Below are 23406 nucleotides of genomic sequence, written 5' to 3'. Positions count from 1 at the left end.
ATCTTTTAAGAGAAGAAAATTGGTGATAAGTCTTTAGCGTTTGAAAATATCCTTTCCCTTTGAATCAATTGCTACTATTGCGGGAAAGTCTTTTAAAAGAAGCCGTTTAATTGATTCTGTGCCGAGTTCTGTAAAGGCTATCTCTTCTGCTTCCAATATATGTCTACTTAGAAGGGCACCGGCACCACCGGTTGCAAGAAAGTATACGGCTTTGAATTTTTTTATGGCTTTTTTTACTTCTTCGGAGCGTTGACCTTTACCAATCATACCCTTAAGTCCTAAAGAAAGTAGGGTGGGGGTGTAGATATCCATTCTTGAAGATGTTGTAGGCCCTGCCGAGCCTATAGGTCTACCCGGTGGAGGCGGAGTTGGTCCTACATAGTAAATTACCTGCCCTCTCAAGTCAAAGGGAAGGGGAAGGTTGCTATTTATTAGTTCCAAAAGTTTCTTATGAGCTGCGTCTCTGGCGGTGTATACATAACCGTTTATAAGAATTAGGTCACCTGCGTTTAATTGCTCAATAAAACTGTCTGTAAGTGGCGTTTCTATCTTAATTAATTTATCTTTTCTCATATCTCTGCCTCCATGTGCCTTGCCGAGTGGCACTGTATGTTCACTGCTACCGGAAGAGAGGCAATATGACAAGGCGCATACTCTATGTGTACGGCCAATGCTGTTGTTTTCCCTCCAATTCCCATTGGGCCAATTTTAAGAGAGTTTATTTCGGCTAATAGTTCTTTTTCAAGCTGAGCATAAAGGGGATTTTTATTTTGCTTACCTACTTTCCTTAGAAGCGCCTTTTTTGATAGAAAAGCAGATATTTCAAAGTTTCCTCCAACTCCTACTCCCACAATTATCGGCGGACATGGGTTTCCACCGGCATTCTTTACTGTTTCTATTACAAACTCTTTGACGCCTTGTAGCCCCTGAGCAGGCTTGAGCATTCTAAGAGCGGACATGTTTTCACTTCCAGCTCCCTTAGGAGCAATTATTATTTTTACCCTATCTCCTTTTACAGGCCTAAAGTGAACGATACAGGGGGTGTTATCCTTTGTATTTTTTCGCTCAAAAATTGGGTCATCAACGATACTTGCTCTTAAATAGGCTTCCTTTACTGCAAGTCTTACACCTTCATTGAAAGCATCCATTATATCACCCTCAACATATATAGCTTCAACGCCCCATTCGACAAATATGACGGCTATACCTGTATCCTGACATAGAGGAATTAAGTCTTCTCTGGCTATCTTTTGATTTTCGATAATATGCCTGATAATTTCTTTTGATATACCTTTTTCAGCTTTTTGTGCTTTTAGTAAAGCTTCAGATACATCGTCAGGTAGAAAAATAGTGGCATTTTTATAAAGTTCCTTGACGGTATTAACTATTGTATCTCGAGATATCTTTCTCATGGCTCAATCAGGTATTTAATTCCCTCCCCTCTGGATAGTTTTTCAAAGGCCTTTTGTATTTGAGATAGCGAAAATTTACCACTTATGAGCTCTTTTAGTTTAAGTTTTTTTGAACATATTAATTTAAAAGCCTCTCGAACATCTTCTGGATTGTAGTGAAAAGCTCCTTTTAATGTGATTTCGTCATAATGAATCCTTGCAGCATCGTAACAAACCTCTGTTCCGCTTTTAAGGCCTCCAAAAAGTAGAACCACTCCCCCCTTTCTTACGAAATCAATCGAACGAAGCCATATCTCTTTCTGGCCAGTGCACTCTACAACCTTGTCATAGCCAAATCCATCAGTAAAATCGAGAGGATTTTCATTTGACAGATAAGTTTTGTCTGCACCGAGCTTTTCTGCTAAAGCTAATTTGTCCTTATTTCTTCCCATTACTGCTACTTTTATTCCTAAAATTTTAAGAACTTGAAGAAAAAGCATTCCTACGGGTCCTGTTCCTATTAGGAGGATTTTATCATTCTCTAATGGTGATAGTGCCTTTACGCCGTGGATTATGCAAGAAAGGGGTTCTAAAAAAGCAGCCTCATGGAACTCTATATTCTCTGGCTTTGTAAACATGTTTAATCTAACAACTCTGGGTTTTACAACTACGAACTCAGAGAAAGCTCCGAGCATCATGTCTTTTGTTAAAGTGCTACATAGATTAAAAAGACCATGCTTGCAGTAGTTACATTCTCCGCAAGGGGCTGTATGAACGAGCATTACTGCATCTCCTGCTTTGAAGCCATTTATCCCCTCGGCAACCTCTTCGATAACTCCTGAAAATTCATGACCAAAAGGCCCGGGCATTGGTATTAGCGGATGTCCTCGCAGAAAAGCCTTTAAATCTGTTCCACAGGTAAGAGCAGCTTTTACACGAACTAACACTTCTCCTTCTTTTAGCTTAGGCTTTGGTTTTTCAATTATTTCTATCTTATTCGGACTGATTAAGTATGCAGTCTTCATTAGATTTCATCCTTTTTTAAACTCTCTTCATATAGTTCTTTCTTACTTAGTCCATAAAGCTCAGCGACAATTCTAACAGCTTCTTTTCTTCCTTTGCCTTTTCGCATTAGTTCGCTGATTTCTCTTAATGCTTCATCAATATTTTTTTCTTCCTTTTGAGCACCCTCAATTACTATAACATACTCGCCTGCTATTTTTGACTCACTTAGTTGCTCAATTATATTATTAAGACGACCTCTTATTATCTCTTCATACATTTTCGTAAGTTCTCGTGCTACACAAGCGTTTCTGTCACCCAGCACATATAACATGTCTTCGAGGCTCTGGAGAATTCTGTGCGGAGCTTCGTAAAACAGAAGGGTTCTTTTTTCAGTGCTTAGCTCGAGAAGTTTTTTTCTCCTTTGAGACTGTTTTACCGGAAGAAAGCCGATGAAAGTGAACTCTTCCGTGTTTAAACCAGAAATGCTCAGAGCTGTTATTAGTGCTGTGGGGCCTGGTATCGGAATTATATCTATTTTTTCCTCAATTGCTCTTGCTATTACAACTGCTCCGGGGTCTGAAATTCCAGGGGTTCCTGAGTCGGTTATAACAGCTACCGAGTGACCTGCCTTTATTTTACTTATAATCTCCTCGGCTCTAACCTTTTCTTTTTCTGACCAGTAGCTTATAAGGGGTTTTTTTATTTCATAGTAATTTAGAAGTTTTAGGCTGTGTTCAGTATCCTCGCAGGCTATGTAGTCGACTTTTCTCAGTGTGTCAAGGGCTCGTAATGTAATATCATCGAGATTGCCAATTGGCGTTGATACAACGTATAGTCTGCCGTATGCCATTTATCTCTCCTCAATAAGAAGTTGTCTCAATCTTTTATCAGTTCTTATGACTTCGTCTACACTTTCTCCTGTAATGTCCCAGCTGTATTCTCCTTTTTTATCGCGATGGAGTTTTATCTTTATTGGCTTTTTAGGTTTTGCATACTGAAGAGCTTTATCTTTTGTAACCTGAATCTGACTTTGAGCATAGCCAAAATCAGAAACGGCGAAAAAAATAAAAAAAGCGACAAACAGGCATATTAATCGCATACATGACCTCCTTTTTGTTTTTTCTCATTAATAACTATCTTGTTTTTTCCGCTTCTTTTTGCTTCATAAAGAGCTTCATCAGCTTCTTTAATAAGACTCTCAATATCAGTATCTTTTGCATAACTGGTTATACCGCCACTTATCGAGACTTTTGCTTTAGTATCATTGATATTAAAATCTCTACTTTCTATGCTTTTTCTTATTCTCTCTGATACTTTGTATGCATCTTCAATAGATGTGTTGGGAAACAGGACTATAAACTCCTCTCCGCCATATCTTGCTGCTACATCTGATTTTCTTATATTTTTTCTTATTATGTTTCCTACTTCTCTTAATACAATGTCTCCAGAGTCATGACCGTAATTATCATTGATATACTTGAAATCATCGATATCAAAAATAGCCAGCGAAAAGGTTTCTCCGTAGCGTTCTGCTCTGTTTAGGGCAATTTCTAACTCTTTTGAGAAGAATTTCCTGTTAGGCAAGCCTGTCAGTATATCATAAAAAATCTGGCCTTCGATATACTTTACGGCTTTGATTGCAATCAAAACTGTAAGGATTAGAGTTAAAGTGAGCTGTAAGGAAGATACAGCAAGACCACGGAAAGAATTTTTCTTTATTAAATTTAGCCTCGTTTTTAGTTCTTCTAAGTTGAACTTTATAAGACTTATAATCGCCTCTATTCTCTCCGTTGAAATCTTCCACCAGTATTCTCCATCATCTCCATTTTTATTACCCTTTAAAAGCAGACTATTTTTGATTTCTTCAGTTTTTGATGATTCTTTAAGATTCATGAAACTTTGTCTCTCTTCATTCGAAGCTAATTTAAGATATAAATCTTCAAAGAACATTTCAGCGCTGTGGGCTTGCTTTATTTTTTCAATATAGGAATTATCTGTTTTATCAGAGGCTATTTGAAAACTTACAAGAGCTCTTTCCTGTCCACATGCTTCAACAATCTCGCTGAGAATCATATTTTTGAAAAGTGAGGCAAGAAGTTCTCTGTCTTTTATATGATGGGTGAGGTTGTATCTTATTTCCATCAACTCTGTTATTAAAGTCTTATAAAAATCAAAGGCTTCCTCTGAATTTACTTGTCCATTTTGTGTTTTCTCTCTTATATGTTTTACCTTCTCTTTTATTTCGTTGATTTTTGTTGCCTTATCCGAAAAAAACTCTTTTGTGTTTAAATTATCTATCTTTCTCATGGTAACTATAATTTTTTGGTCTGTGTTTTCATAGATTGAAAGCAATTTAGCTCTTCTTTCCTCATCGGAGCGAGCCAGATAAAGTTGAGTCCTGCCTCTTTCTTTTTGAAGAGAAAAAATTAAATCACTAATAGCTATTTCAACATCAGCAATAGCAGTGTCTTTTTTTACATCCATGAATTTGACCATGTTTCTATACATCTTTTCAGAAGATAGATGTATTAAGCCCACCACAGGAAGAATGACTATAAGAAAAATACTGAGAGAGACCCTATACTTTTGATTTAAAAAGACTTTCAGTAATTTTTTAACTTGCCTCATTTTTATTATTGAATCCCATTTCATCCTCCAAATCGATTGGTGATCGGAAAACGCCAGTCTTTGCCAAGGGAAACAGGAGAAAGCTTTATTCCAGGAGGCGATTGTCTCCTTTTGAATTCTGCTGCCTTTACCATTTTAAGTATTTTCTTTACTGTATCTCGGTCAAATCCATTTTGAACAATCTCCTCTAAAGTCATACATTTCTCAATGTGTATTTTAAGAACCTCATCGAGTATTTCATATGGAGGAAGGGTGTCTTGGTCTTTTTGTCCTGGTCTTAGTTCTGCTGTAGGAGCCTTTGTAAAAACTCTCTCTGGAATTCTATCCTTAGATATCCATCTTGCCACTTTGTAAACCTGTGTTTTATATAGGTCTTTTATTGGAGCAAATCCACCTGCCATATCTCCATAAAGAGTTGCATATCCTACAGCCATTTCAGATTTATTTCCTGTTGTAAGCACAAGCCAGCCAAATTTATTTGAAAGTGCCATTAAAATTGTGCCACGAATTCTACTTTGAATATTCTCCTCGGTAGTGTCTTCTGGCAACCCTTTGAAAACACTTGAAAGTTCATTCAAATACCTCTCAAAAATCTCATCAATTGAAATTTCTATCAACTCTATTCCCAAGTTTTTACTAAGCTCATAAACATCCTCTCTACTTTCCCTTGAAGTGTAACGAGATGGCATAAAAAGACCTATCACATTTTCTTTGCCTAATGCTTCAGCTGCCACTAAGGCAACAAAGGAAGAGTCAATTCCGCCACTTAAACCAAGGCATACCCTCTTAAATCCGTTTTTATTGACATAGTCTCTTAATCCTGTAATCAGTGCTTTGAATATCTCCTCCTCCTCAGAGAGTTGCTCTGAAACAGAATTAAGTGGCTTAGGAGATGGTTTTAAACTTTCTTCTCTTTCAATAGGGATTTTTACTATCTCAAAGTTTTCAAGCTTACTCTCCCATCTTATTTTAGGCTCTCTCATTCTTACTCTTGTTACTTCTTCGAGGTCAAGGTCTGCAATAATGAAATCCTCTTCAAATGCTTTACCTACTGTTATGACATCTCCAGAAGGTGAAATTATAAGACTTCTTCCGTCAAAGACAACTTCATCTTGCCCACCAACTGAATTAAGATAGACGATGAATACTCCGAAGTCAAAGGCTCTTGTAGCGAGCATTCTTAGTTTTCGCTCAAATTTGCCAACATAAAAAGGTGAAGCAGAAATATTAATTATCAACTCTGCACCGGAGTATGCTTGAAAGGGGCTTGGAAAGGTTGAATGAAAGATATCCTCACAAATATTTAAGCCGAATAAAACACTACCATATTCATAAACAGGCGCACGCTTTCCCGATTTAAAGTATCTAACTTCATCAAAGACACTGTAGTTGGGAAGATATATCTTGTGATAGAGGTCTACTAATTTTCTGTCTGCCAGAACAGCAGCAGAATTATAAAGGTCTTCCTGTTTGAAGGGAAGCCCAAGGATGACTACTTGGTCTGAAACCTCTTTGACTACTATCTCAAGTGACTCCTTAGCTCTGTTGATGAATTGGGGATAAAGGAGTAGGTCTTCAGGAATATATCCTGTCAAGGCTAACTCAGGAAAAACAACAATCTCTGCTTTTTCTTCCTTGGCTTTCTTTATGAAATAGAGAATCTTCTCTAAGTTTCCCTCAATATCCCCAACGGTTGTGTTAATCTGACATAGGGCTAATCTTAGACTCTTCATTTTATTTGGGGAGGACAGCATTTTATGGCATCAAAGGCATAGAGTATTCTTCTTTCCTTCTGGAGTTTCTCTTCTTCATAGGGCGTAAACTTGACTGTTGAAAATTTTTCCATTAATTCTTCCTTTGATGGAATATCCATTGTTTCAATTACTTCACCGGTTAAAATGTTCATCAATCTTCCCTCTTCACTATCTGTTATAAAAGCAAAGGGAATCTGATAGGGCTCTACTACTCTGCAGAAAGCGAGCATGAAACGCTGCCATGAATCAATTGATGCAGGAGTACATTTAATTGCCATGACTGTTTTTCCTTCTATTAAAATTGAGATATCAACGGAAGTAATGAACTTTTCATTTTCAGATACGATTACTTCATAACTTTTGTTGATTTTTATCTCATCTAATCCATATCCTATGTCAAGGAGTTTTTCGATAGTCATTCGCTGTATATAGCCACTACTCTGAGCGAAAAGCTCTTCCTGTTCTTTTATTATCTCTCCAATTAGCGTTTTCCGCTCTTCTGGAGTTTCAGGGATTTTATTCAAAGGTATTTCCACAGTGACCTCCTAATTTTAAATTTAAGCCGAATAATACAATAATTTAAATGATAAATTGATTTGAGAACAAAATTCAATAAACCACAGATTTACATCTTGCCTCCATTGATTAAGAAGGTTTTTATTGAAAATTAGTTATAATGAATAAACGGTCACGATGAATATCTTTATTTCTGGTTGGGCAGGATTTAGAGAGGCTCTGGGAGATATCCCTGATGGTTGGGATTTTATATGTCCTTTTATTGATTTTAATGAAGACGAACTTCTTGAATTTTTAAGAGAAAAATCTGGACAGACAGTTGTAGGATGGTCTACGGGAGGTCATATTATTTTGAAAAATTTGAATTTTTTTGCCGATAGGTTTGAGGAAATAATAGTAGTAGCTGGTTTTATAAAATTTACCAAATATGTGAATTCAAGGGTTTTAAGAAGAATGATTGAGCGGATGGCAAAAATGCCAGAAGAAGTTGTAAAAGAATTTTTAATTAGAGCTGGTTGTATTTCTTCATTTCCAAAATTTGAAAAGGCTAAATTGATTGAAGGTCTCAATTTTCTCACATCCTCAGAGGTTGTTGATTTTCCTCAAATAAATTCAACTCTTCTTTTAGTGCATGGAAGCCAAGACAAAATAGTTCCTGTTAATGCCCTTAAGGACTTAGTTTATGCTTTTCCTTTTGCAAAGAGTTTTATGCTCTCAGGAGCTCATTGGATAGACTTTAAGAAGATTTTAAAAGTAAGAACCCCGGGTTGTACCCGAGGTTCTTATTAGGAAATCGGTTTTCTTACAATTTGAGCAGGTCTTTTAGCTATTATAGGTATCTGGACATCGAATTTTTCCAGAAGAAGTCCGATTATGAAAATCGCTAAACCAACGAATGTCCAGTGTCCCGGAGCCATCATAATAAGTCCACCACTTATATACAAGGCTCTCTCAAGAGGGGTAGAAGGTTTTTTCCAGTAACCTAACACGCCAGCTTCGATTGCGAACATCGCAACAAATGCACCAATAAAGATGAAGAGCACTTCCCATGCAGGTCCTTTCATAAGATATGCAGGCACGAATATGAAGAAAAAGGGCATTATATATCCACCAATTCCGAGCTTCATCGAATTCCACGCAGCCTTTAGCCAACTTCCGCCTGCAATCGCTGTAGTGGTAAATACTGTTATGCACACCGGTGGTGTTAATCCAGACTTAATGGCAAAGTAAAATATGAACAGATGAGCAGCGAGGGGATTAATTCCCATCTGCTGAAGGGCAGGAACAAGGACAGCAGCGGCAATAACATATGCAGCCGTTGTTGTCATACCCATTCCGAGTATTATTGCTGTAAGCATCGTGGCTATAAGTGCAAGATATACATTGTAACCCGATATTTCTATTATTAGTTCTGAGACTTTAACTCCAAATCCTGTAAGTGATATGAGGCTTACGGCAATCTGAACACAGGCCATCATTATCATCAGCCAAGCAAGCGCTTTTACAACACCTTCATACAAGCCACCCCAGATTGACTTTATTCTGCTCCATATTTCTTTTGCCTTAAGGGGACCACCAAAGAATGTGAAAAATATGACCGAAACTACAATTGCCCACGCAGCACATATCTGTGCAGGGAAAAACATGAAGAGAAGGACACCCAGCGTTCCGATTGGAAGAATAAAGCCAAGAATTCTGTTTGGCTTGAGGATAGTCTTTAACTCAGGCATGAGTTCCTTCGGAAGTTTACCCATACCTGTCCTGCCTGCTTCAATCCAGATTCCTGCAGCAATACCTGCAAAATAGATTAGAGCCGGAATTAAGCCAGCAATCATTATATGGGCATATGGAATATTGAGAAACTCTGCCATGATGAAGCATCCAGCGCCCATGATAGGTGGCATAATTTGTCCACCAGAAGAAGCTGCTGCTTCAACAGCAGATGCAAAAGCCCTTGAAAAACCGAACTTTTTCATCAGTGGAATAGTAAATGAACCGGTGGTGGCAGCATTTGCTACAGACGAGCCGCTGAGCATTCCAAAAAGGGAGCTCGAAATAACTGCTACGTGTCCGGGACCTCCTCTTATTTTGCCTCCAAAATAGGTTGAGAGTTCCATAACTGTTGAACCTACACCTGTGGCAAAGAGTATGGGACCAAAAATTATGAATGGTGCTATTATTCTACTTGCCATGTCAGTAAGTAAACCCCATATACCTTCAGTCATGAGATAGAGCTGGTAAAGTATGTCTGTGAAACTGAAGCCGGGATGTCCAAATCTTCCCGGTATGTGAGGTCCTGCTACCGTATAGATAATAAAAAATAATACGAGTATGGGTATTGTAAGACCGAGAGCCCTTCTTGTTCCTTCAAGTAGGGCAAGTATGAGTAGTACGGCAAGTATTAAGTGATAATTTTCAAAAACCCCAGGGTTTCTAACTATCTCTTCCCAGTGAATCATTATGTAAATGCATGGAATTAAGCTAATAGCGATGAATACGAGGTCTATAAATGATGGTGCACTTTTTGTTCCTGTCAATAGGTATTGAAAGACTTTTGGAACATTCCACTTGAGCATTCTCTTTGAGAAAGGATAAACGAGAAATACGATGGCAAGTCCTATTGAAAGGGAAATTCCACCCTGCAGAAGTGGATGTAAGGCATAAAGTAGGGCTGTATAGAGAATAAATATCCCCCACACTCCAACGAGTAGATTAAGAATTAATTTCCAGAAACCTTTGAGCTCCCGCATTGTTTATTCCGGTCCTCCTTATTCTATTTCTTTTCCTTTGGTGTTACTTCTATCTCTACCTCTGTCTGACTACCCTTGTTTCCAACTATCTCTATTTTATGCTTTCCGGGTTTGGCGTTAATTGGAATGCCTGATTTAACAGAAAAAACGCCGTTGGCATCGGTTTTTATAATATCGACTTTTTCTGTGCCTAATCCAACTTTTTCTCCCTCATCAAGGGTTATAACGATGTCAATCTCCTCTTCTGGCTGAAATCCCTTTCCTTCTATGCTTATCACTGCTGCTGGTTCACCCTTAGGAGGATTTATCGTAACTTGAGGTTGAGCGTAGACAAAAACGGGAATGGCAAAAATAAGGATTGCTATTAAAAATAATTTTGTCTTCATTTTGGCCTCCTATTTCTTTTTCATCTCTGGAGGAATTAATTTGTCAGGTATTTTAACTTTAAGAACATCCCTATAAAACCTCACAGCTCCTGGATGAAGAGGGACATTACCGTATTTTGCTGCCATGCCAAACATGTCTTCGAAGTTTCCTTCTTTAAGCGTTGCGAGGGCTCCAACAATCTCTTTTCTGTTTTCATAGACGGCTTTTACAATTTTAAAAACAACTTCTTCTGGCACATCTTTGTCAACAAAGTCTGTTACCACATAGGCTAAGCTTGGCTGAGATTTTTTAACGCTTTTGAATAAACCAGCGGGAATGTCCATCATTAAACCCTGACCAGGATAGACCTTGTTGAATTGGTCGATTAGCTGTTTTGACACAGGAAGAACTCTTATATCCATGTTTGCTTCGAGGTCAAGTATGGCTGAGTCTTTGTAGCCTGCCTTATACCAGCCTTTTACAACACCTGATTTCATGGCATCCACACTTGCTCCAATTCCCATCATTTTATAGTTTGGATTGATGTTAAGGGCTTTGAAAAATAATTCAACCACTCTTCCAGACGTGGTTCCCGGATTCATTGCAAAATCTACACCGTTTAACTGTTTTACATCCTTTATACCACTCTTTTCAGTGACAACAATATGGATTGGTGTAATGTATCCACCCCACATCGTTCTTAAATTAGGATTTGCCTTGCCTTGATAATCAATTATTCCCATGTAGTTTGCATAACCTGCTGCTGCATCAGCTGGTCCCATATGAATTGCTTTTCTCTGAAGCCTTGAAAGATTCTCAAGAAAGCCTCCGGTTTCAACAACGGTTACTTCAATCTCTCCAGGATAGGCTTTGTTTACAACTTTTGCCATTGCCACTGTGTTGGCATAAAGACCTGAACGGACAGAGGTGGCACCCCATTTGACATAGAACTTCTTTGCCGCTTCAGCAGTAACGGAGTGACTCACTAAAAAAGCAAGAGACAGAAAAAAACTTAACAGCAAAAACACCGTTCTTTTCATTTCTCTACCCCTCCTTATTTAGGATTTTTATGATAATATTAAAAAAACAAAAAAAAGTCAACAACAAAGCAGTTTTATCTGGCTAATTTCAATTTTTTAGCCCTTTCTGAAACAGCATTAGATACAGCTAAAGCAACTCTTTTATTAAAGATGCTCGGTATTATATAATCTTCGTTTAATTCTTCATCTTTGATTATGTTCGCTATTGCATTAGCAGCGGCAAAGAATATCTCTTTATCAACACCCTTTGCTCTAACCTCAAGCAAGCCCTTGAATAATCCTGGGAAAGCAAGAACATTGTTTATTTGGTTTGGATAGTCAGACCTTCCAGTTGCCATGATTCTTACAAGGGGCATTGCAAGCTCGGGTGCAATTTCTGGGTCTGGGTTTGCAAGGGCGAATACAACTCTGTCTTTTTCCATTTTTTCAATGTCTTCTGGTTTGAGAATATTAGGTGCAGAAAGTCCAATAAATACGTGAGCTCCTGAAAGAGCATCGGTAAGTTTTCCCTTGATTTTTCTGGGATTTGTTTTTTGGGCAAGTTCTGCTTTGTGTGAATCCATATCTTCTGTTCTTCCTTCATAAAGGGTGCCTGCTCTGTCACAAACGATGATATCTTTTATGCCATATTCAAGAAGCATGTATGCCGTGGCAGTACCCGCAGCACCTGCTCCTGAGATTACAACTCGAAAATCTCTTATATCTCTTTTTAGAACTCTTCCAACATTTATTAGGGCTGCAAGAGTAACTATGGCTGTTCCGTGCTGGTCATCATGAATTACAGGAATATCTAATTCTTCACGCAGTCTTCTTTCAACTTCAAAACATCGGGGTGCAGCAATGTCCTCAAGATTTATACCACCGAAAGGAGTTGAAATATTTTTTATAATGTTAACAAGCTCGTCCACATCGGTGGTTTTTATAGCTATCGGAAAAGCATCGACACCGCCAAACTCTTTGAATAACATGCATTTTCCTTCCATGACAGGCATTGCTGCTTCTGGTCCGATATTGCCAAGCCCTAAAACTGCTGTACCATCAGTTATTACTGCCACAGTGTTTCCCTTTATTGTATATTTATATACATGTTCAGGATTTTTATTTATGTCAAGGCAGACTCGAGCTACGCCTGGCGTATAAACCCTCGAGAGGTCTTCTCTTCCCTTAACATTTATCTTATTGTATATGCCAATTTTACCTCCTTCATGGACAAGAAATGTCCTGTCCATGACCCTTATAATTTTCACTCCCTCAATGTGTTTTAATGCTTTAATGATTTTCTTCTCATGTTCTTCGTCTCTGGCATTTACAGTAATATCTCGTATAATCTTTCCTCTTTCAACTCTTACAATATCGATTGAACCTAAATCTCCACCTGCACTGCTGATAGCTGAGGCTATTTTGGCAAACATTCCTATTCTATTTTCAATCTCTACCCTAACAGTTATGCTATAACTTGGACTTGGCACATATCCCATTTTTGTCCCCCTAATCTTGACATTGTGCTATAAATTATACAAAATAAAATAATTTTTGCAAAGAAGGAGAGGTAAATGGAGATTAACAGGCACTATTTTGACACAGTTATTATCGGTTCTGGTCTTGCGGGATGCCGTGCAGCCATTGAATGTATTAATCACGGAACAGTTGGAGTTTTAAGTAAGCTTTATCCTACTCGTTCCCATTCTACAGCAGCACAAGGTGGTATTGGAGCTGCTCTTGGAAATGAAGAAGAAGACAGCCCCGAGTGGCATACCTATGATACTGTAAAGGGAAGCGATTTTCTTGGTGACCAAGATGCCATTGAAATTATGTGCTACGATGCTATTCCAACTATCATTGAGCTTGAGCATATGGGTGTACCTTTCTCTCGCACGCCAGAAGGTAAGATTGCCCAGAGGAGATTTGGCGGGCATACAAGGGAGTTTGGTAAAGCACCAGTTAGAAGAGCATGCTACTCTGCTGACAGAACAGGTCATGCAGTGCTTTTTGCTCTTTATGAGCAATGTCAGCTCAAAGGCGTTAGATTTTTTCAGGAGTTTCAAGTGCTTGATATTGTCGTAGAAAACAATGCTGTTCAGGGTATAATTGCCGTTAACATAAAAGATGGCTCTCTTCATGTCTTTGAATCAAAGGCAGTGATAATAGCAAGCGGTGGATATGGAAAGGTCTTTAAAGTAACCTCAAATGCCTATGCAAGTACAGGTGAATGTCTTAGCATGCTTTTTAGGCAGGGACTGCCCCTCGAAGATATGGAGTTCTTTCAGTTCCATCCTACAGGACTTTACGGGCTTGGAATATTGATTACCGAAGGTGCAAGAGGCGAAGGCGGAATTCTCATAAATGGGAAAGGCGAAAGATTTATGGAAAGGTATGCCCCAACAATAAAAGACTTAGCCCCTCGTGATATGGTATCCCGTGCAATTCTAACGGAGATAAGAGAGGGTAGAGGTATTGATGGGAAAGACTATGTTTATCTTGATTTAAGACATGTAGATAGAAAAATTCTTGAAGAGAGACTTCCTGAGATAACAACTTTTTGCAAAATATACATGGGAATTGACCCCTCGGAAGCCCCAATTCCTGTTGTTCCCACTGCCCATTATGCAATGGGTGGCATTCCAACGGACAATGATGGGAGGGTTTTGAGAGACATAGATGGCTCAGTTGTAGAAGGTCTTTATGCTGCTGGTGAGTGTGCTTGTGTGTCTGTTCATGGTGCAAATAGACTCGGTTGTAACTCCCTCCTTGATACTGTTGTCTTTGGAAGAAGAGCTGGAAAGGCAGCAAGTTCCACCTTGAAGACTGCTACAAAAGGCAAGGTTAAAAAGGAAAGAATCTCTCTCATTGCAGATTGTTTAGATATGATAAGAAAGAGTAATGGAAGAGAAACAGTGGCTTCAGTAAGAAGAGACTTGCAATCTGCCATGATGGATAAATGCTCTGTTTTTAGAAAAGAAGAAGAGCTTAAAGTTCTTCTTGATGAATTACAAGCATTAAAGGAAAGATACAAAGACATATCAATTGCTGATAAATCAAACACATTCAATACAGACCTTCTTGAAGCAATTGAGCTTGGGCACATGTTAACTCTATCAGAAGTTATTGCCTCTTGCGCATTGCAGAGAACAGAAAGCAGAGGAGCTCATTGCAGGGAAGACTATACAAAAAGGGATGATGAAAACTGGCTTAAGCATACCTTTGCATTTCAGGGAGACAAAGGCATTACCTTTAAATACAAACCTGTTAAATTAACAAGATTTAAACCAGAGGAGAGGAAATACTGATGAGCAAATATTACACTTTCAAAATTAAAAGATACTTGCCCGATGAAAACCCTTCAACAAGATGGGACGAATTCAGGGTAAAACTTAACAGCATGGAAAGGGTTTTAGATGGCCTTATAAAAATAAAAGAAACAATGGACGGCACTTTAACTTTCAGAAAATCCTGTGCTCATGGAGTATGCGGTTCTTGCGCAATGAAGATAAATGGACAAAATCGCCTTGCCTGTCAAACCCTTGTAAAGGATTTACCTGAAATAATTGAGATAGAGCCTCTACCAGCTTTGCCTGTTATAAAAGACCTTGTGGTAGACATGACAATGTTTTTCCATAAAAACGATAAAGTTCTACCCTATCTCATCAATGAAGAACCGCCGCCTGAAAGGGAGAGAATTCAGTCGCCTGAAGACCAGCATAAGATTCTTGAATCTATAACCTGTATAATGTGTGGTAGCTGCACTACCTCTTGTCCTGTATTCTGGGCTGACAAGGAATATCTTGGACCCTCCGCATTGCTAAAGGCATATAGATTTCTATTTGATACTCGTGATAGGGCAACTGAGCAAAGGCTTGAAGCTATAACAGGAGAACATGGAGTATGGCGATGTCACTCAATTTTTAACTGTGTGGAGGTATGTCCAAAGGAGATAGATATAACAAAGCACATACTCAAGCTCAAAAGACTGGCTGTGAAAAAAGGCTTTACAGGAGGTGAAAAATGAGATACCGTTGGAACACAGGTTCTCTCGCATGGCTTGTTCATAGAGTAACTGGTATAATACTCAGCCTTTATCTGATAGCTCATATTTATGTTTTAAGTCATTTAAAAGACCCTGTTGCATACAATAAACTTATGGCATTTATGAAAAATCCCTTGCTTAAAATAGGCGAATTAATCCTCTTTGCCATTGTGCTTAAACACGTCTTTGCAGGAATAAGAATTACTCTTCTTGAAATGGGAGTTTCCACGAAGTATCATAAATCTATGGCATATGTAGGAGCTCTTTTAGTTTTTATCGTATGGGTTGTAGGAGCTTTTTACTTTTTTAGGGAGGTGTTCTAATGTGGAGTTGGCTTTTGCATAGAATAACAGGTGTGATTCTTGTAGTTGGATTACTATATCATTTCATTTTAATGCACTTCATGGGGCACGATAACTATTCCTATGAGGCGGTTATGCAGAGACTCAGTGAGTCTTCATGGAAAATTTTTAATATTGTTTTTTCTCTTTTCAGCCTTATATCACGGATTTTATGGACTCAATGGAGTTGTAACAGAGTATGTGAGAGGTTATCCGAAAAAATTTTTAAAAACTTTTTTAGTTATTTTACCTATAGCACTTGCTTTTTTTGGGGTAAAAATTGTATTGTTTTAAAAAATTATTTGAGGTATAAGTATGCCTGCCGTATATATTTGGAAAGGCAGAACACAAGAAGGAACTTTGGTCACCGGTGAGACCGAGGCAGAAAGCGAAGGCGACCTCATAATAGCTCTGAGAAAGCAGGGTATTATACCCCGCTATGTGAGAGAAAAAGAGGAAGCTAAAGCTTTTCGAATCGGCGGAGGAGTCTCCCAAAAGGATATCCTCTTTTTCACCCGTCAGTTTGCAACTCTTTTTAGCTCAGGAGTTCCAATTGTTCAGGCTTTGGATGCCATAATCGGTCAGATTAAAAACAAAAACTTTAGAAAAATTCTCATTCAAATGCGTAATGACATAGAAAAAGGCTCTTCTCTTGCCGATGCTATGAAAAGACATCCGAAAGTTTTCAGCACTCTCTTTGTTAACATGATAAGGGCTGGCGAGGAAGGCGGTATGCTTGACAAAGTGCTGTTTAAGATGGCCGATTATTTTGAAAAAATGATTAAACTGAAGAGGAAAATTATTGGTGCAATGATTTATCCCTCAATGGTTATAGCCATAGCAGTCTTAGTGGTAGCGGTGATAATGATTTTTGTTATACCGACCTTTGCCAAGCTATTCGGAGAGATGGGCTTGGAGCTTCCTCTTCCAACGAGGGTTACGATAGCTCTGAGTAATTTTATGGTTCAGTCAGGCATTTTTATTCTTTTCGGTATAATTGGCTTTTTTGTATTCGTAAGAATTTTTCGAAAAACAGAACAAGGTAAAAAGATAACAGATAACATTTTGCTTAAATTTCCCTTGCTTGGTGTAATTCTTTTAAAAGCCTCCCTTTCAAGATTTGCAAGAACTTTAGGCACTCTACTTGGAAGTGGTGTTCCTATACTTAACAGTATGGAGATTTCTGCCAGGGCATCGGGCAATAAAGTAATCGAAGACGTCATAATAAGTATGCGAGATGATATAACTGCTGGTAAGTCATTGACAGAGGTTCTAAAATCAAGGACAGAACTTTTCCCACCTATTTTCATCCAGATGGTAAATGTCGGTGAGTCTACAGGTGGAATTGATGATATGCTCAATAAAGTTGCTGATTTTTATGATGAAGAAGTGGATAATGCCGTTGCAAATCTAATGAGTATGCTTGAGCCTGCATTGATTGTCTTTCTTGGTGTTACAATAGGTTTTATAGTCGTATCCCTCTATCTGCCCATATTCAAGTTGGGCGAAGTTGTTGGTAAAGGCGGATAAGCGCTTCTAATAGTCTGTTAATATCCTCTTCTGTATGGCCAGCACTAACGGAAATTCTTATCCTCGGTGTTTTTACTGTCGGAGGTCTTATGATAGGAGCAAATATTTGAAAGGACTTAAGAATTTCCGATGCTCTCTGTGCCTCTTCAATACTTTCAAAGAGTAATGGAATAATTGGAGTCTCCGTTTCAGTTGTTTTAAGTCCGAGTTTTTCTACTGACCCTTTTACTTTTTCCGTATTATTCCAAAGTTTTTTCAAAAGTTCTTCTTCCTTTATTATTTGCAGTGATGCGTAAGCAGAGGCAGCTAATAACGCTGGCAGAGAGGTTGAAAATATAAAGCCCCTTGCAGAATTTATAAACCATTTAATGATAGTATCTTTACCGCAGACAAAGGCACCAAAAGAACCCAGAGCTTTTGAAAGAGTGCCCATCTGAACAACAAAACTCTCAGATTGAAGCCCGAAATGTCTGAGAGCTCCATATCCTTGTCCTAAAACTCCTGTTCCATGGGCATCGTCAATATAAAGAAGAACATCATATTCCCTACAGAGCTGGTAAATTTCTTTAAGGGGAGCTAAAGTTCCATCCATGCTGAAAACTGTATCGGTTATCAAAACTTTTTTACCCTTACAGTCATTTTCTTTCAGTATTTTCTCTATCTCCTCTATGTCCCTGTGGCGATAGATAAATTTTTTTGCTCTGCTTAATCGGCAACCGTCTATTATGCTTGCATGATTTAATTCATCGCTGAGGATAATGTCATCTTCGGAGGTGAGAGCAGGTATGAGGGAAACATTTGCAGAGTAACCGGAATTCATGAGCAAAGAAGATTCTGCTCCCTTAAATTTACAAATTTCCTCCTCAAGTTTTCTGTGAAATACTGTTCCTCCTGCAAGAAGTCTTGAAGCGCCACTTCCAACTCCGAAAATTTCTAATGCTTCTTTAGCGGCGGCAACAACAAGGGGATGTTTAGTAAGTCCAAGATAGTCATTAGACGCAAAATTCAGGTATTCCTTGCCTTCGAAGGTAATCCTCATCTTGGCAGTAGATTCTATGTCCTTGATTGAACGGTAGAGTATTTTTCCCTTGAGTTCTTCAAGTTTTTTTTCAAAAATATCAAAAATTTTTTCATTCATAAAAAAGACCTCTTGACAAAATTTTCACCTTAGTATATTATTGGTGGTAAATAGTGGTAGAAAGTGGAGCATGATATCTTTCATAGGAAAATATTACCATAATTTAGACCAAAAGGGAAGGGTTATTATGCCTTCTTCCCTAAGGGAAGTATTAACAAGTAAGTATTCCTCGGGAAAGCTCTACTTGACCAATGCTCCTTTTGATAAGGCATTACATCTTTATCCTCTTGAAGAATGGCTAAAAATGGAGGAAAAAATTAGGCAACTTCCAAGGTCAGATGAAGCTGTCATGTATTTCCTTCGCAGAGTTATAGCTTCTGCGGTTCCCTGTGAACTCGATAAACAGGGAAGGTTATTAATTCCTTATGAACACAGACAGGATGCTGGCATAAATGCTGAGGTTGTAATTGTAGGTCAGATTGAAAGAATCGAAATATGGGATAAGTCAACTTGGGATAGTATTACAGACCCATCTAAAGTAGATATTAAGAGGATACAGGATGCCCTCTCTAAGTATGGATTATAAAATTCACACACCTGTAATGGTAAATGAGGTCTTGCAGATTTTGAACATCAAAGAAGATGGAATTTACGTAGATGCGACGGTTGGATGTGGAGGTCATGCCATGGAAATTCTTAAAAGACTTGGCGAAAGAGGCAGAATAATTGGATTGGACAGAGATGAGACTGCATTAAAGTGCGCAAGAGAGTTTCTTAGTGACTACAGAGTTGCGTTAGTGAAATCAAAATTTTCAGAACTAAAAGAGGTATTGCTCGAAAAGGGAATTGAAAAAATTGATGGAATACTTTTTGACCTTGGTGTATCAATGCTTCAACTGAGAGATTTTTCAAGAGGTTTTAGTTTCTACTCCGACGAGCTTCTTGATATGAGAATGGACAGAGAGACTTCAATGACTGCTTGGGAAGTTGTAAACAGATATCCCCAACACAAACTCGAGCAGATTTTCAGAGACTACGGTGATGAACCTTTTGCAAGAAAGGTCGCAAGAGAGATTGTAAGATACAGGCATAAGAAGACGATTGACACGTGTAAAGAACTTGCAGAGCTAATAAGAAAAAGCATACCAAGAAGAGGAAAAACACACCCTGCTACACAGATTTTTCAGGCCATAAGGATTGAAGTTAACAAGGAGTTTGAAGAACTCAAAGAGGGACTTTCGCAGGCTATTGAACTTCTATCAAAAGACGGAAGAATCTGCGTTATATCCTATCATTCGGGAGAAGACAGAATGGTGAAAAATTTTTTCAGAGAAGAAGAGGCTAAAGGCATGCTTCGAATAATAACAAAAAAACCCCTTTTACCAACTTTGGAGGAGGTTACAAGAAATCCTTCTTCAAGAAGTGCAAGACTGAGAGGAGGGCAAAAGCTATGCTTAAATTAGCTCCTGTATCAAGATTTATTACTCTAATACAGATAGGGATTGTTGTTTTCACTCTTCTGTCTATTTTTGCAATTCTTTGGGTTCGTTCAAATGTAATTGCCATAGAGTATCGTTTAAGCAGTCTTGAGGAGCAGAAAAAAGAGCTTTTAAGAGAGCAGAAGACTCTCATAGCCGAAAGGGCTTCTCTTACATCCTTCGTAAGAATTGAGAACAAAGAATATGCTCTTATTTTTCCAGACAGAAAAAAGGTTGTATATATTACAGGAAAACCAGAGCACCTCATAAAATCCGTAAGTTATAACAAAACAAAATAGCAATGCACAAGCGATTATTTTTTTTGAAGCTGGCAATCACCGCTTTATTTGCCATTGTTATTTTTCGTCTAATTCTTATAATGTTTGTTGAACACGAAACCTACTTTGCGAGAGCAAAAATACAGCAGATTAAGAAAGAGGAGATAACTCCCAAAAGGGGAAATATTTATGACAGAAAAGGTAGAGAGCTTGCTGTTTCTCTTGAAAAAGAATCTCTTTTTGTTGACCCCCTTGCTTTGAGGGACTATAAAGATATAGAGAAACTCAAAGCATATGTAAAAGTGAATGCCCATTTGCTTGAGAATAGCACTAACAGGAACAGGAGATTCATATGGATAGAGAGAAAAATTGACAGCCATATGGCGAATCAGATTAAGGCTCTAAAAATAGAAGGATTAGGTTTTGTAACCGAAGGTGCAAGATTTTATCCAAAAGGCTTTCTTGCTTCCCACGTTATAGGTTTTGTAAATATTGATGAACAGGGGATTGAAGGACTTGAAAGCTACTATGATAGGTATTTAAAAGCTCAGAAATCTGCGAAGACAGTATTGAGAGATGCAAGAGGTAAGAAACTCTCAGAAGGGGATTTAGATGAAATCAAAGGGAGCGATTTATTTTTGACTATTGATGAAGGCCTACAGTATATTGTTGAGAAACATCTTGACTGGACAGTAAAAAAATGGCAGGCCAACTCTGCTATTGCCATAATGATGGACCCTTTTACAGGAGAAATTCTTGCCTTAGCAAACAGGCCGACCTATGACCCTAATAGTTTAAAATCCCTTAAAAATCCTGCTATAATAAGAAATCGGGCTATAACAGATTTATATGAACCAGGCTCAACATTTAAAATAGTAACAGCAACCGCTGCCTTAGAAGAAGGCATTGTTAAGACAAACACAAAATTTGACTGCTCCTTAGGACACATAGAAGTAGGTGGCAAAAAAGTAAAAGATGCCCATAAACACGGAGTTCTTACCTTTGAAGAGGTCATTCAGAAATCATCAAACGTTGGCACTATTAAAATAGCAATGATGCTTGGTAGAGAAAGGCTATACAACTATATAAAAAAGTTTGGTTTTGGTGAAAAAACAGGAGTAGACCTTCCTGGAGAAATCTCAGGCTATGTGAGGCCTTTATCAAGATGGTCTGGAACTTCTATGGGAGCAATACCCATAGGACAGGAAGTAGGAGTTACGGCACTTCAGATTTTGAGGGCTTACTCTGCTATTGCTAATGGTGGATATCTTGTGAAACCCTACGTAGTATCTGAAATTCGTTCGCCCGAGGGGAAAATAGTTTACAAAGCTGTTATTGACAGAGAGAGAATTGTCTCAGAAAAGACAGCTTACACTCTAAGGGAAATTCTTAAGAAAGTTACACAAGAAGGTGGAACTGCAACTACCGCAAAGGTAGAGGGAAATAATGTGGCAGGGAAAACAGGAACAGCTCAGAAATATGACCCTAAAACGAAAAGATACTCAAAAGACAAATATGTAAGCTCATTTGTAGGATTTATTCCTGCAGAAAATCCAAGAATTGCCCTTATAGTAGTAGTTCATGACCCGAGGGGAGCTCATTATGGTGGAGTTGTGGCTGGCCCGGTTTTCAGAGCAATTTCTGATGAGGCAATGGCATATCTTAATGTGCCCAGAGATGATGCAAAGGACAAGGGTCTTTTGGTAACTTTTGATGCTGAAAGAAGCAGAAAGGTAGCTAATTCAAGATGAACATTATAGATATAGTGAGAGCAGACTTTGAGATAATTGGGAAAATTGACTTAGACTTTAAAAAAGTCAAATGTAATTCAAAGGAAATAGATGAAGGAGACCTTTTTGTTGCTATTGTAGGTCAAAACAGTGACGGTCATGAGTTTATTGATGAAGCCATAAATAAGGGTGCTTCTGTTATAGTGTATGAAAAATCCAGATATAGCCCAACAAGAAGAGATGATTTGACTTGGATAGGAGTTGAAGATTCCCGAGATGCCCTCGCTTGGATAGCCAGTCTTTATTATGGCAATCCCTCTCAGAGATTACATCTTATAGGAATTACGGGCACAAATGGTAAAACAACGACTTCCTATTTAGTCAGAGAAATTCTAAATGGATATGGCAAAAAGACAGGATTAATCGGAACAATACGATATCTTTTAGACAAACAAGAAATAAAAGCTCCACACACTACACCCGATGCACTTCAATTTCAGGCTCTGCTTGATGAGATGTTAAAAAGGGGAATAGATTACGTTATATCGGAAGTATCATCCCACGCTTTATCTCTTAAAAGGGTTGACTATTCTAAATTTGAAGTGGCTGTATTTACCAATCTTTCAAGGGATCATTTAGACTTTCACAAAGACATGGAAGAGTATTTTCTTGCCAAAAAAAGATTGTTTACAGAACTCCTAAAGGAAGACGGAAAGGCAGTCATAAACATCGACGACGAATACGGAAAAAGACTTGCAGGGGAGATTAGGGCAAGCAAAATTCTCTTCTCCTTACACAATAGAGAGGCTGATTTATTTGTAAAAAAATATAAACTATCCTTCAGGGGAACAGAAATTGAACTTGTTTTAAATGGAAAAACACATTCTATAAAGACAGAGCTAATTGGGATACCAAACATCTATAATACCCTTTGTGCTATATCAGTGGCTCTTTGTTTCGGAATTCCTATGGATGTTATAAAATCATCGCTTTTAAATGCAAAAGCTCCAGATGGAAGATTTGAAAATATCAATGAAGGACAGAATTTTAGCGTATTTGTCGATTATGCCCATACGCCCGATGCTTTAGAGAGGCTACTCAAGAGTGTGGTGAAACTGAGGGAAGAAATAGGACAGACAGGAAGAATAATAACTGTTTTTGGATGTGGTGGAAACCGTGACAGAGGTAAAAGGCCTCAGATGGGCAAAATCGCTTCAGATTTGAGCGACTTTGTAATCGTTACTTCAGACAATCCAAGATGGGAAAAACCCAGAGAGATAATTAGAGAGATTGAGGAAGGTATAATGCGGAACAATTATATGGTCGTAACAAATAGAGAGGATGCTTTAAAGGTTGCAGTAGAAATGTGCGAAAGTGGTGACATACTTATAGTTGCAGGAAAGGGGCATGAGGATTATCAGGAAATTGAAGGGAAAAGGATCCCCTTTGATGATAGAGAGGTTTTAAGAAAAATCTTAAGAGAATTGAAGGGCTAAA

General features: G+C 38.3%; 24 protein-coding genes. 11 read left to right on the top strand and 13 right to left on the bottom strand.

The genetic code is table 11. From position 1 onward, the window contains the following. Positions 1-33 precede the first annotated feature (33 nt). From ACZ430_RS02740 to ACZ430_RS02705, 8 genes are read right to left on the bottom strand one after another with little or no spacing between them, the layout of a single operon-like run. The gene (locus tag ACZ430_RS02740) at positions 34-573 is read right to left on the bottom strand and encodes a Fe-S-containing hydro-lyase (RefSeq protein ID WP_339942668.1); all 540 of its coding nucleotides are present in this window, start codon (positions 571-573) and stop codon (positions 34-36) included. Then, positions 570-1412 (bottom strand): fumarate hydratase, encoded by an 843-nt coding sequence (locus tag ACZ430_RS02735; RefSeq protein WP_464910650.1) that lies wholly within the window; start codon positions 1410-1412, stop codon positions 570-572. Before ACZ430_RS02735 ends, ACZ430_RS02740 begins: the two co-directional genes overlap by 4 nt. After that, entirely contained in the window at positions 1409-2416 is a 1008-nt protein-coding gene (locus ACZ430_RS02730) for a zinc-dependent alcohol dehydrogenase (protein ID WP_339942672.1), read from the bottom strand. The genes ACZ430_RS02735 and ACZ430_RS02730 overlap by 4 nt, the downstream gene beginning before the upstream one ends. After that, the gene (rsmI, locus tag ACZ430_RS02725) at positions 2416-3246 is read right to left on the bottom strand and encodes a 16S rRNA (cytidine(1402)-2'-O)-methyltransferase (RefSeq protein ID WP_339942674.1); all 831 of its coding nucleotides are present in this window, start codon (positions 3244-3246) and stop codon (positions 2416-2418) included. The genes ACZ430_RS02730 and rsmI overlap by 1 nt, the downstream gene beginning before the upstream one ends. After that, positions 3247-3495 carry a hypothetical protein gene (locus ACZ430_RS02720; protein ID WP_339942676.1) on the bottom strand — a complete coding sequence of 83 codons (249 nt, stop codon included), beginning with the start codon at positions 3493-3495 and terminating at the stop codon, positions 3247-3249. After that, positions 3486-5048, bottom strand: a complete 1563-nt coding sequence (locus ACZ430_RS02715; RefSeq protein ID WP_339942678.1) for a diguanylate cyclase — start codon at positions 5046-5048, stop codon at positions 3486-3488. The genes ACZ430_RS02720 and ACZ430_RS02715 overlap by 10 nt, the downstream gene beginning before the upstream one ends. After that, positions 5045-6757, bottom strand: coding sequence for an NAD+ synthase (locus ACZ430_RS02710; RefSeq protein ID WP_464910649.1), 1713 nt, complete (start codon positions 6755-6757; stop codon positions 5045-5047). The genes ACZ430_RS02715 and ACZ430_RS02710 overlap by 4 nt, the downstream gene beginning before the upstream one ends. Then, entirely contained in the window at positions 6754-7314 is a 561-nt protein-coding gene (locus tag ACZ430_RS02705) for a hypothetical protein (protein WP_464910648.1), read from the bottom strand. Before ACZ430_RS02705 ends, ACZ430_RS02710 begins: the two co-directional genes overlap by 4 nt. Positions 7315-7471: 157 nt before the next feature. On the opposite strand from ACZ430_RS02705, the gene ACZ430_RS02700 reads away from it, so the two are divergent. Then, entirely contained in the window at positions 7472-8083 is a 612-nt protein-coding gene (locus tag ACZ430_RS02700; protein ID WP_297208966.1) for an alpha/beta fold hydrolase, read from the top strand. On the opposite strand, the gene ACZ430_RS02695 is transcribed toward ACZ430_RS02700, so the two are convergent. The 4 genes from ACZ430_RS02695 to ACZ430_RS02680 all read right to left on the bottom strand — a co-directional run bounded on the left by ACZ430_RS02695 (position 8080) and on the right by ACZ430_RS02680 (position 12928). Further along, positions 8080-10044: a TRAP transporter permease gene (locus ACZ430_RS02695; protein WP_297208969.1), complete on the bottom strand. Its 1965-nt coding sequence runs from the start codon at positions 10042-10044 to the stop codon at positions 8080-8082. The genes ACZ430_RS02700 and ACZ430_RS02695 overlap by 4 nt on opposite strands. Positions 10045-10067: 23 nt before the next feature. After that, positions 10068-10430 carry a hypothetical protein gene (locus ACZ430_RS02690; protein WP_297208972.1) on the bottom strand — a complete coding sequence of 121 codons (363 nt, stop codon included), beginning with the start codon at positions 10428-10430 and terminating at the stop codon, positions 10068-10070. A 9-nt stretch (positions 10431-10439) separates the two neighbouring features. Continuing rightward, complete coding sequence (locus ACZ430_RS02685; RefSeq protein ID WP_297208976.1) at positions 10440-11450, bottom strand: TAXI family TRAP transporter solute-binding subunit; 1011 nt, start codon at positions 11448-11450, stop codon at positions 10440-10442. Positions 11451-11524: 74 nt separating this feature from the next. After that, complete coding sequence (locus ACZ430_RS02680) at positions 11525-12928, bottom strand: NAD-dependent malic enzyme (RefSeq protein WP_297208979.1); 1404 nt, start codon at positions 12926-12928, stop codon at positions 11525-11527. 75 nt (positions 12929-13003) lie between these two features. Here ACZ430_RS02680 and sdhA point away from each other — a divergent pair, with 75 nt between their 5' ends. Genes sdhA through ACZ430_RS02655 form a run of 5 tightly spaced genes read left to right on the top strand, consistent with a single transcriptional unit; the run spans position 13004 to position 17345 of the window. Beyond that, on the top strand, positions 13004-14737 hold the full coding sequence (gene sdhA / locus ACZ430_RS02675) for a succinate dehydrogenase flavoprotein subunit (RefSeq protein ID WP_297208982.1): 1734 nt from the start codon (positions 13004-13006) through the stop codon (positions 14735-14737). Continuing rightward, the gene (locus ACZ430_RS02670; protein ID WP_297208985.1) at positions 14737-15456 is read left to right on the top strand and encodes a succinate dehydrogenase iron-sulfur subunit; all 720 of its coding nucleotides are present in this window, start codon (positions 14737-14739) and stop codon (positions 15454-15456) included. The genes sdhA and ACZ430_RS02670 overlap by 1 nt, the downstream gene beginning before the upstream one ends. Beyond that, a complete protein-coding gene (gene sdhC / locus ACZ430_RS02665) occupies positions 15453-15797 on the top strand; it encodes a succinate dehydrogenase, cytochrome b556 subunit (protein ID WP_297208988.1) in 345 nt (114 codons plus the stop codon). The genes ACZ430_RS02670 and sdhC overlap by 4 nt, the downstream gene beginning before the upstream one ends. Then, positions 15797-16189 carry a succinate dehydrogenase/fumarate reductase transmembrane subunit gene (locus tag ACZ430_RS02660; protein ID WP_464910647.1) on the top strand — a complete coding sequence of 131 codons (393 nt, stop codon included), beginning with the start codon at positions 15797-15799 and terminating at the stop codon, positions 16187-16189. Before sdhC ends, ACZ430_RS02660 begins: the two co-directional genes overlap by 1 nt. Continuing rightward, entirely contained in the window at positions 16131-17345 is a 1215-nt protein-coding gene (locus ACZ430_RS02655; protein WP_297208994.1) for a type II secretion system F family protein, read from the top strand. Before ACZ430_RS02660 ends, ACZ430_RS02655 begins: the two co-directional genes overlap by 59 nt. On the opposite strand, the gene bioF is transcribed toward ACZ430_RS02655, so the two are convergent. Further along, a complete protein-coding gene (gene bioF / locus ACZ430_RS02650) occupies positions 17311-18483 on the bottom strand; it encodes an 8-amino-7-oxononanoate synthase (RefSeq protein WP_297208997.1) in 1173 nt (390 codons plus the stop codon). The genes ACZ430_RS02655 and bioF overlap by 35 nt on opposite strands. Positions 18484-18553: 70 nt before the next feature. Between bioF and mraZ the strand changes: the two genes are divergently transcribed. The 5 genes from mraZ to ACZ430_RS02625 are packed head-to-tail and all read left to right on the top strand — an operon-like array spanning position 18554 to position 23405. Beyond that, the gene (gene mraZ, locus ACZ430_RS02645; protein WP_297209000.1) at positions 18554-19009 is read left to right on the top strand and encodes a division/cell wall cluster transcriptional repressor MraZ; all 456 of its coding nucleotides are present in this window, start codon (positions 18554-18556) and stop codon (positions 19007-19009) included. Beyond that, entirely contained in the window at positions 18999-19886 is an 888-nt protein-coding gene (gene rsmH, locus ACZ430_RS02640; RefSeq protein WP_297209003.1) for a 16S rRNA (cytosine(1402)-N(4))-methyltransferase RsmH, read from the top strand. The genes mraZ and rsmH overlap by 11 nt, the downstream gene beginning before the upstream one ends. Then, complete coding sequence (locus ACZ430_RS02635) at positions 19874-20200, top strand: hypothetical protein (RefSeq protein WP_297209006.1); 327 nt, start codon at positions 19874-19876, stop codon at positions 20198-20200. The genes rsmH and ACZ430_RS02635 overlap by 13 nt, the downstream gene beginning before the upstream one ends. Before the next feature lie 23 nt (positions 20201-20223). Continuing rightward, positions 20224-21930 (top strand): peptidoglycan D,D-transpeptidase FtsI family protein, encoded by a 1707-nt coding sequence (locus tag ACZ430_RS02630; RefSeq protein ID WP_464910646.1) that lies wholly within the window; start codon positions 20224-20226, stop codon positions 21928-21930. Beyond that, the gene (locus ACZ430_RS02625; protein ID WP_297209009.1) at positions 21927-23405 is read left to right on the top strand and encodes a UDP-N-acetylmuramoyl-L-alanyl-D-glutamate--2,6-diaminopimelate ligase; all 1479 of its coding nucleotides are present in this window, start codon (positions 21927-21929) and stop codon (positions 23403-23405) included. Before ACZ430_RS02630 ends, ACZ430_RS02625 begins: the two co-directional genes overlap by 4 nt. The last annotated feature ends 1 nt before the right edge of the window (position 23406 follow it).

It is taken from the genome of Thermodesulfovibrio sp. TK500a (genome assembly GCF_055381765.1).
This window is presented reverse-complemented; position numbering and strand designations above follow the sequence as displayed.

What these genes read in the sequence shown, in the direction of transcription:
- ACZ430_RS02660 (WP_464910647.1), top strand. Translation starts at nt 15,797, where the DNA reads ATGTGGAGTTGGCTTTTGCATAGAATAACAGGTGTGATTCTTGTAGTT.
- sdhA (WP_297208982.1), top strand. Translation starts at nt 13,004, where the DNA reads ATGGAGATTAACAGGCACTATTTTGACACAGTTATTATCGGTTCTGGT.
- ACZ430_RS02625 (WP_297209009.1), top strand. Translation starts at nt 21,927, where the DNA reads ATGAACATTATAGATATAGTGAGAGCAGACTTTGAGATAATTGGGAAA.
- ACZ430_RS02740 (WP_339942668.1), bottom strand. Translation starts at nt 573, where the DNA reads ATGAGAAAAGATAAATTAATTAAGATAGAAACGCCACTTACAGACAGT.
- ACZ430_RS02680 (WP_297208979.1), bottom strand. Translation starts at nt 12,928, where the DNA reads ATGGGATATGTGCCAAGTCCAAGTTATAGCATAACTGTTAGGGTAGAG.
- ACZ430_RS02690 (WP_297208972.1), bottom strand. Translation starts at nt 10,430, where the DNA reads ATGAAGACAAAATTATTTTTAATAGCAATCCTTATTTTTGCCATTCCC.
- sdhC (WP_297208988.1), top strand. Translation starts at nt 15,453, where the DNA reads ATGAGATACCGTTGGAACACAGGTTCTCTCGCATGGCTTGTTCATAGA.
- ACZ430_RS02730 (WP_339942672.1), bottom strand. Translation starts at nt 2,416, where the DNA reads ATGAAGACTGCATACTTAATCAGTCCGAATAAGATAGAAATAATTGAA.
- ACZ430_RS02735 (WP_464910650.1), bottom strand. Translation starts at nt 1,412, where the DNA reads ATGAGAAAGATATCTCGAGATACAATAGTTAATACCGTCAAGGAACTT.
- rsmH (WP_297209003.1), top strand. Translation starts at nt 18,999, where the DNA reads ATGGATTATAAAATTCACACACCTGTAATGGTAAATGAGGTCTTGCAG.
- ACZ430_RS02700 (WP_297208966.1), top strand. Translation starts at nt 7,472, where the DNA reads ATGAATATCTTTATTTCTGGTTGGGCAGGATTTAGAGAGGCTCTGGGA.
- ACZ430_RS02635 (WP_297209006.1), top strand. Translation starts at nt 19,874, where the DNA reads ATGCTTAAATTAGCTCCTGTATCAAGATTTATTACTCTAATACAGATA.
- ACZ430_RS02655 (WP_297208994.1), top strand. Translation starts at nt 16,131, where the DNA reads ATGCCTGCCGTATATATTTGGAAAGGCAGAACACAAGAAGGAACTTTG.
- ACZ430_RS02710 (WP_464910649.1), bottom strand. Translation starts at nt 6,757, where the DNA reads ATGAAGAGTCTAAGATTAGCCCTATGTCAGATTAACACAACCGTTGGG.
- ACZ430_RS02685 (WP_297208976.1), bottom strand. Translation starts at nt 11,450, where the DNA reads ATGAAAAGAACGGTGTTTTTGCTGTTAAGTTTTTTTCTGTCTCTTGCT.
- mraZ (WP_297209000.1), top strand. Translation starts at nt 18,554, where the DNA reads ATGATATCTTTCATAGGAAAATATTACCATAATTTAGACCAAAAGGGA.
- bioF (WP_297208997.1), bottom strand. Translation starts at nt 18,483, where the DNA reads ATGAATGAAAAAATTTTTGATATTTTTGAAAAAAAACTTGAAGAACTC.
- ACZ430_RS02670 (WP_297208985.1), top strand. Translation starts at nt 14,737, where the DNA reads ATGAGCAAATATTACACTTTCAAAATTAAAAGATACTTGCCCGATGAA.
- ACZ430_RS02720 (WP_339942676.1), bottom strand. Translation starts at nt 3,495, where the DNA reads ATGCGATTAATATGCCTGTTTGTCGCTTTTTTTATTTTTTTCGCCGTT.
- ACZ430_RS02695 (WP_297208969.1), bottom strand. Translation starts at nt 10,044, where the DNA reads ATGCGGGAGCTCAAAGGTTTCTGGAAATTAATTCTTAATCTACTCGTT.
- rsmI (WP_339942674.1), bottom strand. Translation starts at nt 3,246, where the DNA reads ATGGCATACGGCAGACTATACGTTGTATCAACGCCAATTGGCAATCTC.
- ACZ430_RS02715 (WP_339942678.1), bottom strand. Translation starts at nt 5,048, where the DNA reads ATGAAATGGGATTCAATAATAAAAATGAGGCAAGTTAAAAAATTACTG.